General features: G+C 67.0%; 14 protein-coding genes. 9 read left to right on the top strand and 5 right to left on the bottom strand.

Annotated features, from left to right (window positions below; genetic code table 11):
- The first annotated feature begins 25 nt into the window (after positions 1–25).
- A complete protein-coding gene (locus MK181_02540; GenBank protein MCH2418674.1) occupies positions 26–1090 on the top strand; it encodes a zinc-binding dehydrogenase in 1065 nt (354 codons plus the stop codon).
- 32 nt (positions 1091–1122) lie between these two features.
- Here the strand turns inward: MK181_02540 and MK181_02535 are convergent, their stop codons facing one another.
- From MK181_02535 to betA, 3 genes are read right to left on the bottom strand one after another with little or no spacing between them, the layout of a single operon-like run.
- Complete coding sequence (locus tag MK181_02535) at positions 1123–2235, bottom strand: hypothetical protein (GenBank protein ID MCH2418673.1); 1113 nt, start codon at positions 2233–2235, stop codon at positions 1123–1125.
- A gap of 16 nt (positions 2236–2251) precedes the next feature.
- On the bottom strand, positions 2252–3487 hold the full coding sequence (locus MK181_02530) for an amidohydrolase family protein (protein ID MCH2418672.1): 1236 nt from the start codon (positions 3485–3487) through the stop codon (positions 2252–2254).
- Positions 3488–3529: 42 nt separating this feature from the next.
- On the bottom strand, positions 3530–5185 hold the full coding sequence (betA, locus tag MK181_02525) for a choline dehydrogenase (GenBank protein ID MCH2418671.1): 1656 nt from the start codon (positions 5183–5185) through the stop codon (positions 3530–3532).
- Between the two features lie 89 nt (positions 5186–5274).
- On the opposite strand from betA, the gene MK181_02520 reads away from it, so the two are divergent.
- Positions 5275–5931, top strand: a complete 657-nt coding sequence (locus MK181_02520; protein MCH2418670.1) for a hemolysin III family protein — start codon at positions 5275–5277, stop codon at positions 5929–5931.
- Positions 5928–7118: a cytochrome P450 gene (locus MK181_02515; protein MCH2418669.1), complete on the top strand. Its 1191-nt coding sequence runs from the start codon at positions 5928–5930 to the stop codon at positions 7116–7118. Before MK181_02520 ends, MK181_02515 begins: the two co-directional genes overlap by 4 nt.
- Before the next feature lie 10 nt (positions 7119–7128).
- Here the strand turns inward: MK181_02515 and MK181_02510 are convergent, their stop codons facing one another.
- Both MK181_02510 and MK181_02505 read right to left on the bottom strand, forming a co-directional pair.
- Positions 7129–8160, bottom strand: a complete 1032-nt coding sequence (locus MK181_02510) for an NYN domain-containing protein (protein ID MCH2418668.1) — start codon at positions 8158–8160, stop codon at positions 7129–7131.
- A 44-nt stretch (positions 8161–8204) separates the two neighbouring features.
- Entirely contained in the window at positions 8205–9113 is a 909-nt protein-coding gene (locus tag MK181_02505) for a dihydrodipicolinate synthase family protein (GenBank protein MCH2418667.1), read from the bottom strand.
- 79 nt (positions 9114–9192) lie between these two features.
- Between MK181_02505 and ltaE the strand changes: the two genes are divergently transcribed.
- The 6 genes from ltaE (at position 9193) to MK181_02475 (ending at position 17115) form a co-directional block, all read left to right on the top strand.
- Positions 9193–10251: a low-specificity L-threonine aldolase gene (gene ltaE, locus MK181_02500; GenBank protein MCH2418666.1), complete on the top strand. Its 1059-nt coding sequence runs from the start codon at positions 9193–9195 to the stop codon at positions 10249–10251.
- Positions 10252–10357: 106 nt separating this feature from the next.
- Entirely contained in the window at positions 10358–11173 is an 816-nt protein-coding gene (locus MK181_02495) for an SDR family oxidoreductase (protein ID MCH2418665.1), read from the top strand.
- A 10-nt stretch (positions 11174–11183) separates the two neighbouring features.
- Positions 11184–13295, top strand: coding sequence for a hydantoinase/oxoprolinase family protein (locus MK181_02490; GenBank protein MCH2418664.1), 2112 nt, complete (start codon positions 11184–11186; stop codon positions 13293–13295).
- The gene (locus MK181_02485; GenBank protein MCH2418663.1) at positions 13292–14896 is read left to right on the top strand and encodes a hydantoinase B/oxoprolinase family protein; all 1605 of its coding nucleotides are present in this window, start codon (positions 13292–13294) and stop codon (positions 14894–14896) included. The genes MK181_02490 and MK181_02485 overlap by 4 nt, the downstream gene beginning before the upstream one ends.
- Positions 14893–16110: an FAD-binding oxidoreductase gene (locus MK181_02480; GenBank protein ID MCH2418662.1), complete on the top strand. Its 1218-nt coding sequence runs from the start codon at positions 14893–14895 to the stop codon at positions 16108–16110. Before MK181_02485 ends, MK181_02480 begins: the two co-directional genes overlap by 4 nt.
- A gap of 81 nt (positions 16111–16191) precedes the next feature.
- On the top strand, positions 16192–17115 hold the full coding sequence (locus tag MK181_02475; protein MCH2418661.1) for an LLM class F420-dependent oxidoreductase: 924 nt from the start codon (positions 16192–16194) through the stop codon (positions 17113–17115).
- Positions 17116–17196 lie beyond the last annotated feature (81 nt).

Raw genomic sequence — 17196 nt, 5'->3', positions numbered from 1 at the left:
GGCGGGTCGACCGGAAACGCCAGAGATGGGCGATACCTGCCGGGCTGTGGTGTTCCACGGCGATGGCACCTGGGCGTTACGCGATGACTTCTCCGTGCCGACACCCCCACCAGGGGGCGCTGTACTAGCTGTGGAGGCGGTCGGGTTGTGCCACAGCGACGTGGCCCAGTTGGCCGGGCACCGCCACGTACCAGGCGAGGTATCCCCGGTGGTACCCGGTCACGAGATCGTGGGTCGGGTCCATGCCCTGGCTGACGACGCCGACCTGGGGGTAGCGGTCGGTGACCGGGTGGCGGTGGACATTGTCTGGTTCGGGCCGCCGTACGAGGGCAACCCGTTCGGTGTGCGCTGCTACGGGTACTCGTTTGGCCTGGACGAGGGATCCGGCTTGTGGGGCGGCTATGGCGAGTACATGGCCGTGCTGCCTGGCACGCACCTAGCCCCGCTGACCGGCTCCGTGTCGGCCGAAGAACTGACCCTGTTCGAACCCCTGTCCAACATGGTGGCGTGGCTGGAAAAGGTCGGTTTCCGGGAAGGCCAGTCGATCGTGATTCAGGGGCCAGGCCACATGGGCCTGACCTGCGCGGCGTATGCAAGGTTGCTGGGCGCAGGAACCGTGATCGTGACCGGAACCGAAGAGGACGCCCTCCGTTTGGGCGTGGCCCTCGAGGTTGGTGCCGACCATGTCGTGGACGTGACGGCCTGCGATCCGGTGGAGGCGGTGCTGGACCTGACGGGTGGTGGGGCGAACGTGGCCGTGGACCTCGCCAGCGCGCCGGGAACCCCGAGTTTGTGCTTCGACCTGGTGCACCACGGTGGTCGGGTGGTGTGGGCGGGTTTGAAGGACCGCCAGGCGGTTCCGGTGGTGACCGACAAGGTGGTGATGCGGTCACTGACCGTTTACGGCGGATCGGGTGGGACCGCGCAGTCGGTAGACGAGGCAGCCCGGATCCTCAACGAGGGCGGGTTTCCGACTGCTCCCCTGCTGGGTGTCGTGGTGGGCCTGGACGAGGTCGACCGGGCTATGGCGTTGCTGCACCGCGAGGGCGACGAGGACGCCGTCCGGGCCGTACTAAAGCACAGCCACTAGTTCCCGCCGGCCGTGCGGCCGAAACCCTGCGGCTATTGCTCCGCGAAGTAGGCGTGGTGGGTGGCGTGGACGGTCTCACCGGACGGCGTCGTCGCCTTGAACGGGCCTCCGGCCACTTCTGCTGACACGAGGGCCAGGCAGAGGTTTGATCCGTACTTCGGTGACCAGGCGGCCACCCTCACCTCACCGCACGGTGTTCCGTCCGGTCCCACCGCCGGCCACGGCGACTCGCTGGTCGCCGGAAACCGTTCCCCCGTCAGTAGGGCCTTCACCAGCCGTCGGGCCGGCCCCCTTTCCTGTTCGGCCAGCAGGGCCACCTTCCCGATGAAGTCGTCGTCACGGTCCAGTGACACGTAGCGGTTCAGGCCAACTTCCAACGGTGACGCCCCCGCGCCGCAATCGGCACGGTACGAGAACAGGTCGCTCTCGATCCGCTCGTTCAGGGTCGGTGCACCGGGGTGGATGCCGTATTTCTCTCCTGCTGCCCACACGGCGTCCCAGAGGTCCAGGCCCCGTGAACCGTCCTGGAGGAACAGTTCGAACCCGCTCTGGCCGCTCCATCCGGACCGGCACAGTACGAACGGGATGCTGTCGTGGCTTGTCTCGACGAATCCGAAGAACGGGACGTCGCGAACCCACTCCCCCAGTAGGTCTGCCATCGTGTCGTCGGCTCTCGGCCCCTGCACACCCAACGGCGACACGTCGGGCTCGAACACCCGGCAGTCCAGGTCCCGTTCGGTGGCTACGGCCCGGCACCAGAGCAGTAGGTCACTGTCGGCGATCGAGATCCAGAACCGGTCTTCGGCCAGCTTCAGCACCATCGGGTCGTTGATGAGTATCCCGTCGTAGTCGCACATCGGCGCGTAACGCACCCGACCGGTTTTCATGCCTCGTAGGTCCCGGGCCGATACGTACTGGCAGAGAGCGAAGGCGTCCGGACCGACCACCTCAACCTGACGTTCAGCGGCCACGTCCCACAGCGAGACCCGTTCGACGAGCGCCCTGTACTCCTCGTCGGGATCGCCGAACGACCCGGGCATGTACATGTGGTTGTAGACGGTGACATGGGTAAGACCATGACGAACCAGGGCCTCGAAGAACGGGGACTTCCGGATCCTCGATCCGAGTCCAATCTGCAGTCCCACGGTCCTCGCCACCCCCTCAGCCGTCGAGGCGGTCAACGATTGGGCGACCGCCCTGCACCACGGCAGCCAGCGCCGCCTCCGGGTCAGCCAGAGCGGCGAGGTCCTCCAGTGGATCCACGTCGGTCACTACCAGGTCTCCGTACGCCCCCGGTGACACCGTGCCGACCTTGCCCACCAGGTCACAGAGGCGGACGTTGGTGACGTACATGGACCGGAGCACATCGACCGCCGGTTCCAGCTCGGCCCGGATGGCGAACTCCTGGTTTTGGTACGGCTGGGCTTCGCCCAACAGGTCAGTACCGAAGCCCAGTTCCACGCCGGCGTCGCGAAACAGCCCAATAGCTGCCCGTCCCTGCTCAAACAGGCCGTCGTTCTTGGCCTGGTTCCGTTCCGGGAACCCGAACTTCTCGGCGTGATCCCGAAATGCCCAGTAGGTGACCAGCGTCGGCACGACCGTCGTGCCTAACCCGGCAAGGTGGGAGGCGGTGGCCGCGTCAACCAGATTGCCGTGCTCGAGGCAAGCCACGCCATTGTCGGCAGCTAAGCGCATCGACTCCGGCGAATAGGCGTGGGCCGTCACGTAGGTGTGGCGGTGCTCGGCCTCGGTCACGATCGTTGAGACCTCCTCTGGCGTGTACTGCACGCTGTCAAGGGGATCACTGGGCGACGCCACCCCGCCCGAAGTGTGGATCTTGATGAAGTCCGAGCCGTCGCGTAACGACTGTCGGGCTGCCTTGCGCACCGCCGACGGGCCGTCGGCTACGTGGGCGTAGGGCGACGTGATGATCTGACAGCCGCACTCCGGCGGGTCAACTACTGAACCCCGCAGGTCGCCATGGCCACCGGTCTGGGAGAGCATGTGCCCGGCCGACACGATGCGCGGTCCGCCGCACAGGTTCCGGCGGATCGACTGCTTCAGGCCCCGTAGGTCGCCCCCGGTGTCGCGCACCGTGGTGAAGCCCCGCCGCACCGTTGCCTCCGACAGCGCCGCCACAGCGAGGGCTCTTTCAAACTCCCATTCTCGGGCGGCTCGGCGGAAGTCCATGGTGTGGATCGACAGGTGTACGTGCCCGTCGACGAAGCCGGGAAGGACGTGTCGGCCCCGCGCGTCCAGGTCGACGTCAACCTCACCGGACCATTTACCGTCGACAACTTCGACGATCGTGCCGTCGTCGATGACCACCGTGCGCTCGCCGAGGTGCTGGCCGGCAAGCGGCTCGTAGACGACACCGTTGCGGACGACGGTTCTCATCAGGAGGTCTCCTGTATCAGGAGAAGCGCCACGACGGTGCTTCTACCAGTCGGGTTCGGATACGCCGTGCCGGTATTGCGGGGCGTCACTCGGCGGCAGGGGTGTGTTCTCGAGGATCAGGTCAGCAGACTTCTCGGCCGTCATCATCACCGGGGCGTAGATGTTCCCGTTGGTGAGCGTGGGCATCACCGATGCGTCCACCACCCGCAATCCCTGTGTGCCATGGACCCGCATGGTCGACGGGTCGACTACGCCCATGGCGTCAGTTCCCATGCGGGCCGTGCATGACGGGTGCAACGCGGTTTCGGCGTCCTTGCGAACCCAGTCCAGCACCGCTACGTCTCCCTGGACGTCTGGTCCGGGCGAGACCTCTCCACCGTTGAACGGAGCGAACGCCGGCTGGTTCATGATGTTGCGGGCCACAGCGATGGCCTCAGTCCACTCCTGGCGGTCCTCCTGCGTCGACAGGTAGTTGAACAGCAGCTTCGGCTTCTGGAATGGGTCGTCGCTCTGGATCCGTACCCACCCGCGGCTGTTGGAGAACATGGGCCCGATGTGGAACTGGTAGCCGTGCCCAGCAGCCGGCACCGACCCGTCGTAGCGGACGGCAACGGGCAGGAAGTGGAACATCAGATTCGGCCACCGCACCTCGTTGTTGCTGCGCAGGAACCCGCCGGCTTCGAAGTGGTTCGACGCTCCGGGGCCCTGTCGGAACAGCCACTGCAGGCCGATCCACGGCCTGCGCCAGCGAGCCAGGTAGGGGGCCATCGACACCGGCTGGGTGCAGGCGTACTGCACGTACACCTCGAGGTGGTCTTGGAGGTTCTCCCCCACCCCGGGCAGATCCACGACCGGTGAGACCCCGGCGTCGTTTAGCACGGCGGCCGGGCCGATGCCCGAGAGTTGCAATAGTTGCGGCGTGTTGATGGCTCCACCACACAAGACGACCTCGGCGGCGGCGGCCACGTGGCGTTGCCCGCGGCGCTGGTACTCGACGCCGGTGACCCGGGTGCCGTCCATGACCAGCCGGGTGGCGTGCGCCTTGGTGATCAGGTTCAGGTTCTTCCGGTGCAGGACCGGATGGAGGTAGGCCCGGGCGGCCGACTGGCGTCGACCCCGGTAGACGTTGCGGTCAAAGGCATTGAAGCCCTCCTGTCGGTAGCCGTTGACGTCGACGGTCCGCGGATGGCCGGCCTCCTCCACAGCCTCAAGGAAGGCCCGGAACAACGGGCTGGTGGCCGGTCCCCGCTCCAGCTTCAGGGGCCCGTCACCACCCCGCCAGTCGTCGGCCCCAGCAATGCACGTCTCCATACGCTTGAAGTAGGGCAGGCAGTGGGCCCAGTCCCACGCCTCGCAGCCCGGGGTGGCCGCCCACCGGTCATAGTCCATTGGGTTCCCGCGCTGGAAGATCATTCCGTTGATGGACGACGAGCCGCCCAGCACCTTGCCCCGGGCGTGATACACCCGGCGGCCGCCCATCTGGGGCTCCGGTTCGGACTCGTACATCCAGTCGTAGAAGCGGTTGCCGATACCCATTGACAGAGCGGCTGGCATGTGGATGACCACGTCGGCCTTCCAGTCGCGGCGCCCAGCCTCCAAAACGAGCACCCGGTTGGACGGGTCGGCGCTGAGGCGGTTGGCCAGAGCGCAGCCCGCGGAGCCGCCCCCGACGATCACGAAGTCGTAGCTCTCTGCCAACGGTCGTCCTCCACCCGGCCGCGCCCTACGCGGCGACCCCGATTCTGCCCGACCCGGCCCACCGGACGCGCCCCGTAGGGTGACCGATCGTGGTCACGACCTTCAACGACGCCAAACCCCGGTTCCGCGGGGTTTCGCACCGGATGGCCTTTGTGGCCTCCCTGACCTTGGCCCCCATCATGATCGTGCGGGCCCCGGGCGTCGGGCCCCGCTTCGTCATCGCCCTCTACTCGCTGGCCATCGTGGCCCTGTTCGGCGTATCGGCCCTCTACCACCGCATCCCGTGGGGACGGCTCGGTGGCCGTCGGATGCAACGCCTTGACCACGCCACGATCTTCGTGGCCATCGCCGCCACCTACACGCCGGTGGCCGCTTTTGCCCTGTCTCCGTGGGCAGCAAAGCTGGTGCTGGTGCTCGTCTGGGGTGGCGCGGTGGTGGGCATCTCGCTCCGGCTGCGGTTCGCTACCGCTCCCACGCCGATGGTCGCCCTTCCCTACCTAGTTGTCGGCTGGTGTCTGCTGGCCGTGGTGGCCGACGCCTGGCACCACCTCGGGGTGGCTGGGTTCGTGCTGTTGCTAGTCGGTGGGGTGCTGTACACGGCGGGCGCCGTGGTTTTCGCCTTCCAGCGGCCCGACCCGTGGCCCGGCTCGTTCGGCTACCACGAGGTGTTCCACGGCCTAACGGTCGCCGCAGCGGCCCTCCACTACGTAGCCATGGCCTTCATCGTCCTGCCCAAGGCAGGCTGAGCCCCATGTCCACCACCGAGTTTGTGCTGCGATCCGGTGAGTCGTGGCGGGACCCCTTCCCCATGTACCGGGACCTGCGTGACCACGACCCGGTGCACCACATGCCCGGCGGAGACAACCACGACGGTTTCTGGTTCCTGTCTCGGTTCGCCGACGTGTTCGACGCCGCACGCGACACCGGAACCTTCTCGTCGGCCCGCGGTCTGACCGTCGAGCCGGGAACCGGGGTGGACATGGGTGAAGCCACCCCGATCGTGTTCCTCGACCCGCCCGACCACACGGCGTTCCGGCGGCTCGTCGGCCCGGGATTCACCCCCCGACAGGTGACAGACATTGAGGACGACGTCCGGGACTTCGTGGTCGAACGCCTTGACCGGCTCATCGCCGAAGGGGGCGGCGACATCGTGGCCGACCTGTTCAAGCCGCTCCCCAGCTTCGTGGTCGCCCACTATCTGGGCGTTCCGGCCGAGGACCGGCCCCTGTTCGACCGGTGGACCGAGCAGATCGTGTCGGCCGCCGCCCAGGGGCGGACCGACGACCCGGAGTCCGGCATCGGTGACCTCCTGGACTACTTCGGCCGGCTTATCGAAAGGCGACGTACCGACCCGGGTGACGACATGGTCAGCCAGTTGGTCGCTCTCGGTGAGGACGCGGTGTCGATCCTGTGGGTCCTCGGCTTCGCCTTCACCATGGTGACCGGCGGCAACGACACCACGACCGGACTCCTGGGCGGATCAGCCGTGCTCCTCTGCGACCATCCCGACCAGCGGCGGCGCCTCATCGACGACCCGTCGATGATCCCGGGCGCCGTTGAGGAACTGCTCCGCCTCACCAGCCCTGTCCAGAACCTGGCCCGTACCACCACCCGGGACGTAGAGGTTCATGGCCGCACCATCCCCGACGGGTCGAAGGTGCTGCTCGGCTACGCGGCGGCCAACCGCGACAACCGTGAGTTCGGTGACGACGCCGAATGCCTCGATGTGGGTCGTGACCCGGCACGGATCCTCAGCTTCAGTTACGGCGCCCACCACTGCCTGGGCGCTGCGGCGGCCCGTCTCCAGGGACGGGTCGCCCTGGAGGAACTTCTGGTCCGTTGCCCCGACTACGTGGTGGACGGTGCCGCAATGGAGTACGCCACCGGAAACTACGTGCGGCGCCCGCTGAACCTGGCTTTCCGGCCGGCGTGAACGCTGACCGCTAGTCGGCCGGCGAGAGCAGGTAGTCGCCCCGCGCGTCGTCCCACGCCATGGCCACCAGGTCACGCGCTGCGGCGGCCTTGCAGAACTGCAGGAAGCCCCCGTAGCCCAGGGCCCGCTCGTTGAAGCCGTCGTCCCGGCGGTTTATCTCGGTTTTGAGGCCGGACAGGGCTGCACCTTTCTTCCCTGCCTTGTCGGCCACCACGGCGACCAGCAACTCGAAGGCCGCCTGGCCCGGCCCGTCTCCGGTCACGAGGTCCACCTCGGGGTCGCGCTTCGGCCCGGACAGCTCGACGACCTTGCGTTCGGCGAGGTGGCGGAGCAGTTCGGTGAACCCGCGGAAACCGTGGTCGGACTCGTTGAACGTCGGGTCGATGCGGGTGATGGCCCGCTTCAACGTCGACGCGCGCACATCTTCGCTGGAGCCCTGCATGCCGACCAGGGTGGAGATGACCAGTTCGTCCAACGGCGGTGCCTCGACGGGGCCTTCGTCGTCGGCATCGACAGCCCGGGAGGCCTTCGGTGCCCTGCTGGCGGCGATGCTGGCCTCGACGCCCTCCAGGCTGTCGTAGTAGATGAACTCGTCGCACGCCGGCGGGAGCAGCTTCGAGGTGGAGTCCCGGACACCGATGCCTATGACACGCCGGTCGAGCTCTCGGAGCTTTTGCACCAGGGGCGTGAAGTCGCTGTCGCCGGTGCAGATGACGATCGTGGTGACGTGCTCGCGCTCGAAGGCCAGCTCCAGGGCGTCGACGACCATCTTGATGTCGGCCGAGTTCTTGCGGCTGGTCCCCATGCGCTGCGGGATCTCGATCAGCTCGACCTGGTGGCGGGTGAGATGGCGCCTGTCCTCGTCGAAGTCCGACCAGTCCGCATAGGCCCGCCGGTAGACGACCCTTCCCCGCTCGGCCATGGCCCGGGCTATGGGTCCGAAGTCGAAGCGCTTCATACCCAGGTCCTGACGGGCACCGATGGCCAGGTTCTCGTAGTCGAGGAAGAGGCCTATGCGTTCCTCGTTGTCGTCCGTTCGCATACCGACAGCATCACACGCTCGTGCCGGAGTTCCTCCGATGCCGCTCAGAGTTCGGCTATGCGCTCCTCCAACCTGATCCCGACCGCCTCGTCGGCGGGCAGGAACGGCGGCCTCACCGTCGCCCAGGTCGGATCGCCCAGCCTGAGGGCCAGGAGGCGCTTCTGGGTCGGGATGGCCGGGTACTCCTGCATAAGCAGGCGGAAGGCCTGCACCCCTTCCATGGCCACCTCGGCCGCCGGTCGGCCACCAGAGACGTGTAGGCGGATCACCTCTGCCACCGGGCCGGCGTTGACGTTGGCCGTGGCCGTTATGCAACCCGGCCCGCCGCGGTCCAAGGCGTCCAGCAGGGGCATCTCAGCTCCCGGGTAGACGGTGAGACCGTCGATTCCGAAAAGTGCCTCGGTGTTGGCCCAGTCGCCAGACGAGTCCTTGATGGCCACGACGACCTCAGGGAACTCGGCGCGCAGACGGGCTACCAGCGGGACCGGGAGGCCCACGCCGGCCACCTGGGGAATGTGGTACAGCATGATCCGTAGGCGGTCGTCGCCGATCCGCTCCACCAGGCCGGCGAAGTGCCGGAAGAGCCCCTCGGGGTCCGGGTCCTTGAAGTAGAAGGGCGGGAGCACCATGCAGGCCCGGCAGCCCAGCTCCATGGCATGGCGGGTCAGGTGCACCGTGCCCGGCAGGTTGGTCACCCCTGTACCCACGATCATCACGCCGGGGTCGATGCCGCCGGCGACCAGGGCCTCGAGGGCCGCTTCGCGTTCGCGGGTGGCAACGGACAGGGCCTCCCCCGTCGTGCCGAACACAGCCACGCCCACGCATCCCTCGTCGAGCACCCTTTGCGCATGGGCCACCAACCGGTCGTGGGAGACCGAAAGGTCGGCTTCAAACGGGGTCAGGATCGGCGCCACCACCCCATCGGGCAGCAGCGGTCCGTCGTGTCCTCCCATGACCAGTCCCTTCCCGTTTGTCGCCATCCTGCTGCCCGCCAAGGCGAATCGTGGCACACCCGGCGCCTAGCCTGCGCCGGTGCCCGAACAGCAGTCCACCCCCTTCTCCGCGGACGGTCCTACCGGCATCCAGGCCGACTTCCGCAGCGACACCGTCACCCGGGCCACACCGGCCATGCGTCGGGCCATGGCCGAAGCCTCGGTCGGCGACGACGTCTACGGCGAGGACCCCACGGTCAACGCCCTCCAGGAACGGATCGCCACCCTGGCCGGCAAGGAAGCCGCCCTCTTTTGCACCTCGGGAACCCAGTCCAACCTGGCTGGGATCCTGTCTCACTGCCAGCGCGGTGACGAGTTCCTGACCGGCCGCAACAACCACGTCATGATCAACGAAGTTGGGGGCGCGGCGGCCCTCGGGGGTGCCGTCCCGTGGCCCCTCGAGGTCGACAAGCAGGGCTGTTTCACGCCGGAAGACGTCCGGGCTGCCGTCAAAGAACCCGACCAGCACCACCCGGTGACCCGCCTCCTCAGCCTGGAGAACACCGTCAACGGACACGCCCAGTCCGTCGACCAGATAGCCAACCTGATCGCGGCGGCCCGGGAGCACGACCTGGCCGTCCACCTTGACGGCGCCCGCCTGTTCCACGCGGCAGTCGCCGAGGGTGTCGGTATCGACGCCTACTCCGCCGATACCGACACGGTTTCTCTCTGCCTCTCCAAGGGCCTCGGCGCCCCGGTAGGCACGGTGCTCGCCGGAGACCAAGCCTCCATTGCCCGGGCCTTCCGGATCCGCAAGATGCTGGGGGGCGGCATGCGCCAGGCCGGCCACCTGGCAGCCGCCGGGCTGCACGCCCTGGACCACCACGTAGACCGCCTGGCCGAGGACCATGAGCGGGCCAGACGTATCGCCGACGGGCTGCGCGGCATCGACGGTATGGAGGTCGTGCAGGCCACCAACATGGTGTGGGCCACTCCGCCCGCCGATCGCCACGACGGTCTGGTAGCCCACCTGGAGGCCGCTGGGATCCTTTTGTGTTTCTGGAAGCCCACGCTGCGCATCGTGACCCACCTCGACGTGGACGACGGGCACGCCGACCTGCTGGTCGACACCGTCGGAGAGTTCCTAGGCCGGACCTGACGTCCAAAAGGCGGCGTCCCGCACTCACCGCCCCGGATCTGACCTCCGGATTCGACCCCCGATAGCCTCGCGTGTACGGGTCGATACAAGGATTGAAAGGCCGTCCATGAGTGCTTCTCACGAAGGTCAGGTCGTTGTCGTCACCGGTGCAGGCAAAGGCATCGGGCGGGCCATCGCCGAACGCTTCGCCGGGGCAGGCGCCTCCGTGGTGGTTAACGACCTGGAATCCTCCCGGGTGGACGACGTGGTGGCCTCCATCACAGCGGCCGGCGGTACGGCAGTCGGAGGCCCGGCCGACGTGTCTGACAGCGCCCAGGTCGAGGCCCTGTTCGACACCGCCGTCGAGGCGTTCGGTACCGTCGACGTGCTGGTCAACAACGCCGGCATGGTCAGCCCCATGCTTCATTTCTTCGAGGCTGACGAGGCCTGGTGGCGGCGCATCATCGACGTCAACCTCACCGGCCATTTCCTGTGTTCGCACCGGGCGGCCCGGATCATGGCCGCCAACGGAGCGGGCGTGATCATCAACATGTCGTCCGGTGGAGCCACCCGCGCCCACCGGGCGTTTACCGCCTACGACGCCTCCAAGGGCGGCATCGAGGCCCTGACCCGAGCCATGGCCCTGGACCTCGGCCCGTACGGCATCCGGGTGTGCGCTTTGATGCCGGGCTCCATCGACACCGAGGGCATGGACGAGGCAGCCCGACGTCTGCGGGGCGAGAACATCCCGCTGGGACGACCCGGCGACCCGGACGACATGGCCGGCCCGGCGTTGTTCCTGGCTTCCGACGATGCCCGCTACATCACCGGCGACGTCCTCAAAGTGGACGGTGGGATGCTGTCCCAGCAGCGGTCAGCCACCGTTGACATCATGCCGCCCAGCGATTTCCCGTCGCTCGACCAGGTGCTCGGCGAGGACTGAGGACCGGGCCATGGGCATGCGTATCGGCGCCGACGTCGGGGGCACATTCACCGACGTGGTGCTGGAAACCGACGATGGGTTGTTCTCAACCAAGGTCCTCACCACGTACGACGCCCCCGAACAGGGCATCCTCGACGGCGTCCACCAGGTCGTCGCCGACGCCGGAGCCGACCTGGCCAACCTGGAAACGTTCATCCACGGCACGACGCTGGCCACCAACGCCCTTATCTCACGCACCGGGGCCCGCACCGCTCTGGTCACCACAGCCGGCTTCCGCGACACCATCGAAATGCGCACCGAGAGCCGCTTCGAGCAGTACGACCTGAACCTGGTGCTACCCACCCCGCTTATCGAGCGGAGGGACCGCCATGTCCTGTCGGAGCGGATCGGTGCCGATGGCTCGGTCCTGCGCCCGTTCGACGACGACGAAGCACGGGCCCTGGTCGAGGTGCTGGCCGAACGCGCCGACGGTGAGACCTACGAGTCGGTCGCTGTGGGGTTCATCCACGCCTACGTGGACGGCACCCACGAGCGGCGCTTCCGCGACCTGCTGCTGGAACGCCTACCCGACGTGGCCGTATCAATCAGCTCTGAGGTGTCGCCCCAGATGCGAGAGTTCGAGCGGTTCAACACGGTGTGCGCCAACGCCTACGTCCAACCCCTCATGGCCACCTACCTGGGTGAACTGGAACGCCGACTCCAAGCGACGGGCGCCCGCTGCCCTGTTTCGCTGATCCACTCCGGTGGCGGCCTCATGACCGTCGAGACGGCGTCACGGTTCCCGGTGCGCCTCGTGGAATCCGGGCCGGCCGGAGGGGCCATCTTCGCCGCCGACATCGCGGCCCGTCACGGCCTGGACGCTGTGCTCTCCTACGACATGGGCGGAACCACAGCCAAGATCTGCCTCATCGAGGACCAAACCCCCCGGACGGCCAAAACGTTTGAGGTGGCCCGCACCCACCGGTTCACCAAGGGCAGCGGGATGCCCATCTCCATCCCGGTCATCGAGATGATCGAGATCGGAGCCGGAGGCGGATCCATCGCCGGCGTGGACGTGCTGGGACAGATCCGCGTCGGGCCACTCAGCGCAGGTTCCGAACCCGGCCCCGCCTCCTACGGGCTGGGGGGTACGGCCCCCACGGTGACTGACGCTGACCTGGTCCTGGGTCGCCTGTCGGCCGACACGTTCGGCGCTCCGGGCATCGACCTGTCCGAGGAGGCAGCCCGGACGGCTTTGGACGCCGGGGTCGGTGCCACGCTCGGGCTGACGTCTGACACGGCAGCCGAAGGTGTCGTCGAGGTGGTCGACGAGAACATGGCCAACGCAGCCCGGGTCCACGCCGTGGAAAACGGCAAGGACGTGAGCCGCTTCACTGTCATTGCCTTCGGTGGCGGTGCCCCCCTGCACGCCGGTCGGCTGTGCGACAAGCTCGACGTGGACGAGCTGCTGATCCCGCCGGGAGCCAGCGTGGGCTCAGCTATCGGGTTCCTCCGGGCCCCTGTCGCCTACGAGGCCCTCCGTAGCCACCACGCCCTGACCTCCGACTTTGACCACGAGGCAGCCAACCGGATGCTGGCCGAGCTGGCCGACGAAGCCACCGGGGTGGTCGCCGCAGCCCTGGCCACCACCCACCAGGCTGATGGGCCGCCGGCTCTGGAGACCGAACGGTGGGTTTTCATGCGTTACGCCGGTCAGGGATGGGAGATCCCCGTCCGCCTCGATGCCGCCCCGTTCGACCACCTGGGTGGCGAGCTGCTGGCTAACCGGTTCGAGAAGGCCTACGAGGAGTTCTTCGGGCGAGCTATCGCCGGCCTGGCCATCGAGGCCATCGGCTGGTCGGTGCGGGTGGCCACTCCGCGACCGCCGGTGGATCGAATCGAGCGGGTGGCTGCCTCCCGTGATGTCGCTACCGGGCGTTCCCGGACTATCCACGACCCGACGACCGGTACCCCGGTGACGGCAGCTGTCGTGGAGCGAGACGACCTGGCTGTCGGTGACCGTGTGCCGGGTCCGGCAGTCGTCGTGGAACCTCAGACCACCACCTGGCTGTCCAGCACCCAGCAGGCGGTCCTGCAGGCCGACGGTTGCCTGCTGGTGACCCGACAGGAGGCCACGCCGTGAGCGAGCTTCGTCACCAGGTGATGTGGAACCGGCTCATTTCCATCGTGGAGGAGCAGGCGCTGGCCCTGGTGCGCACGGCGTTTAGCACCAGTGTCCGCGAAGCCGGCGACCTGTCGGCCGGCATCTACGACACTGAGGGCCGGATGATCGCCCAGGCGGTGACCGGCACCCCGGGCCACGTCAACACCATGGCCGCAGCGGTCGTCAACTTCATCGAGGACATCGGCCCTCACCGGATCTACGAGGGCGACTCGTACATCACCAACGACCCGTGGAAGGGCACCGGCCACCTGCACGACTTCACCGTCGTCAACCCGGTGTTTCGAAACGGCAACCTGGTCGCCTTCTTCGCCTGCACAGCCCACGTGGTCGACGTGGGCGGCCGCGGTTACGGACCGGACGCCACCGAGGTTTACGAAGAGGGGCTTTTCGTCCCCATCATGAAGTTCGCTGAACGGGGCGTGGTCAACGAGGACCTGTTGAACATCGTGCGCAACAACGTGCGCGAAGCCGGGCAGGTGGTCGGCGACCTGTACTCGCTGTCGGGCTGTAACGACACGGGCGCCCGCCGCCTGCACGCCATGCTCGACGAGTTCGACCTGGACGACGTTGTCGAGCTGGCTGCCTTCATCTTCGAGCGGACCGCTGTCGCTACCCGGGAACGCCTTCAGGCTCTGCCTCCCGGCACGTACACCAACGAAATGCGGGTCGACGGTTACAACGACTCGGTCGATCTGGTCGTCACCCTGACCGTCACCGACGACGGCGCCCACGCCGACTTCGCCGGCACGTCGCCGACTTGTGCTCACGGCGTGAACGTGCCCCTGACGTACGCCCACGCCTACTTCTCGTACGCCATGCTCGTGGCTCTGGCCCCCGAGATGCCGTCCAACCATGCCTCCCTGGCTGCCTTCTCGGTTAGCGCCCCTGAGGGCTGCATCCTCAACGCCCGCCACCCCGAGCCGGTGGCGGTGCGCCACGTGATCGGGCACTTCGTTACCGACCTGTGCCTGGGGGCCATTGCCGACGCGCTCCCCGACGTGGTGCCCGCCGAAGGCGCCGGAGCCCTTTGGAACTTCCAGGTCAGCGCCCGGGCTGTTGACCCGTCGGCCGGGCTCCCACCCCGGGAGATCCTCATGTTCAACAGTGGAGGCACCGGCGCTCGCCCCGCCCTAGATGGTCTCAACAGCACGGCGTTCCCTAGTGGTGTGCGAACCATGCCCGCCGAGGCCACCGAGCAGGCCGGACCCATCGTGGTGTGGCGCAAGGAACTACGTCCCGACTCGGGAGGAGCCGGACGTCAGCGCGGCGGCCTGGGCCAGGTCATCGAGCTGGGCCCCACCGACGGCTACCACTTCGCTTTCTCGTGCATGTTCGACCGGGTCGAGAACCCGGCTCGGGGGCGCCGCGGCGGCGGAGACGGTGCACCGGGCCGCGTGTACCTCGATGACGGCACCCCGTTTGACGCCAAGGGCAAGCAGTTGGTGCCGGCTGGCCGCACGATCGTGTTGGAGCTCCCCGGGGGTGGCGGGTTTGGCGAACCGGTTCAACGCGATTCCGAGGCGGTGGCTGAGGACCGTCGACAGGGCTACGTGACGTGACCGGGCCCGCCCCGACGGGTCCGAGCCGCTCCGGCTACGACACCGTCATCGTGGGCGGGGCAGTCATGGGTAGTTCGGTGGCCTATTGGCTGTCTGAGAACCCCGACTTTGACGGTCCGGTCCTGGTCGTGGAGATGGACCCGACCTACGAGCGGTCCTCGACCACCCTGTCCGAAGCCAGTATCCGCCACCAGTTCTCCGAGGCGGTCAACGTCCGCCTGTCAATGTTCGCCACCGAATTCATCGCCGACTTCCACGAGAACGTTCAGGTGGACGGCGAGTCGCCCGACCTGGGGTTCCGAGACACCGGCTACCTGTTCCTCGCCACCGGCGACGGCATGGAAGTCCTGCGCGAAAACCACGAGGTGCAGCTGTCATGCGGAGCCGAGGTAGCGCTGCTGACCGCCGGGCAGCTAGCCGACCGGTTCGGCTACCTGTTTGTCGATGACCTGGCCGGTGCCAGCCTCGGCCTGCGCCACGAAGGCACCCTGGACGCCTACTCCATGATGCGAGGCTTCCAGCAGAGGGCCCGCCACAACGGCATCGAGTACGTAACCGACCAAGTAGTGGGCTTACGGACCGACGCGGCCGGCAGCCGGATCACCCACGTCGAGTTGGCCTCAGGAACCGTGGTGGCCTGTGACCGGGTCGTGAACTGTGCCGGGCCGCGGGCCCGATGGGTGGCCGACCTGGTCGGTCTGCCTCTGCCCGTTGAGCCTCGGATTCGGGGTGCCTGGGTTTTCGACTGCCGGGAAGAACTCGACGGGCCCACCCTGCCGTTGACCATCGACATCAACGGGATGCACGTCCGGACCGAACCGCCTCACTACCTGGCCGGTATCCCCCCGGCCGACGACGTGGAAGTAGACCCGGACGACTTTGCTGTCCGACGCGACGAGTGGGAAGACCTGATCTGGCCCGCCCTCGTGCACCGGATTCCGGCCTTCGAACGGATTGCTGTGACCCACTCCTGGGTCGGCCACTACGCCTACAACACGCTGGACCGGAACGCCGTGGTCGGTCCCGCCGAAGCGGTACCGAACTTCTACTTCTGCAACGGGTTCAGCGGACACGGTCTACAGCAGAGCGCCGGGGTGGGCCGGGCGCTCAGCGAGCTCCTCACCTACGGCGAGTACCGCACCATCGACCTGTCGGCAATGGGCCATGGTCGGATCATGCGCGGTGAGCCCTTCCTAGAAAAAGCCATCATCTAAGCCGGAATCCGAATATCAACGGGCGTGTCAGCACGATGGGCGACTGCTGGCCCAGAATGCAGAAAGAACTCAAGGAGGACCGTGGACTACCGAATCTTTGTAGAACCGCAGCAGGGAACGACCTACGAGCGACTCCTAGCCCTGGCTCGCCATGCTGACGAACTTGGCTTCGGTGGATTCTTCACCTCCGACCATTACCTAAGCATGGGAGACAGCAATGGACTGCCCGGCCCCACTGACGCCTGGACGACGTTGGCTGGTCTTGCCCGCGACACGCAACGTATTCGCCTAGGCACCCTGGTAACTCCGATCACCTTTCGCCACATTGGTCCTCTTGCCGTGTCGGTAGCCCAGGTCGATCAGATGAGCGGTGGGCGGATAGAACTCGGCCTCGGAGCCGGTTGGTATGAGGCTGAACACCAGGCCCAGGGTCTGACCTTCCCGCCAATCGGGAAACGCTTCGATCTGCTCGAGGACACCCTGGAAATCATGACCGGGATGTGGAACACGCCGATCGGAGAGACTTTCGACTACTCCGGCCGGATACTGACCATCGAGGGTTCACCCGCTCTGCCGAAACCCGAACAGAGGCCGGGTCCGCCGATAATCATGGGTGGGTCCGGTCCGAGACGAACACCTCGGCTGGCTGCACGTTTCGCCACCGAGTTCAACGTTCCGTTCACGCCGCCGGAAAGATGGACAGAAGTGACCACCATCGTGCGTGACGCTTGTCAGGCCAGCGGCCGGGATCCTGATGACCTCGTTTACTCCAGTGCTCAGGTTGTCTGTTGTGGTGATGACGATGCCGAAATGGAACGACGCGCAGCGGCGATCGGACGGCAACCTGACGAACTTCGCCAAAACGGGTTTGCTGGAAGCCGGGAAGAACTGCGCGCAAGGGCTGCTGAGTTCTCTGAACGAGGATGTAATCGGGTCTACCTACAAGTCCTTGACGACCAGGACCTGAACCACCTCGACAGTATCGCCGAGGCGCTACTGACCTAACAGTTCGCTATGCAGCAAAGACCCTCGATGAGAGCGCCGGGGTGGGCCGGGCCCTCAGCGAACTCCTCGCCTACGGCCAGT

The sequence above is a fragment of the Acidimicrobiales bacterium genome (assembly GCA_022452035.1).
GTDB lineage: Bacteria > Actinomycetota > Acidimicrobiia > Acidimicrobiales > MedAcidi-G1 > UBA9410.
This window is presented reverse-complemented; position numbering and strand designations above follow the sequence as displayed.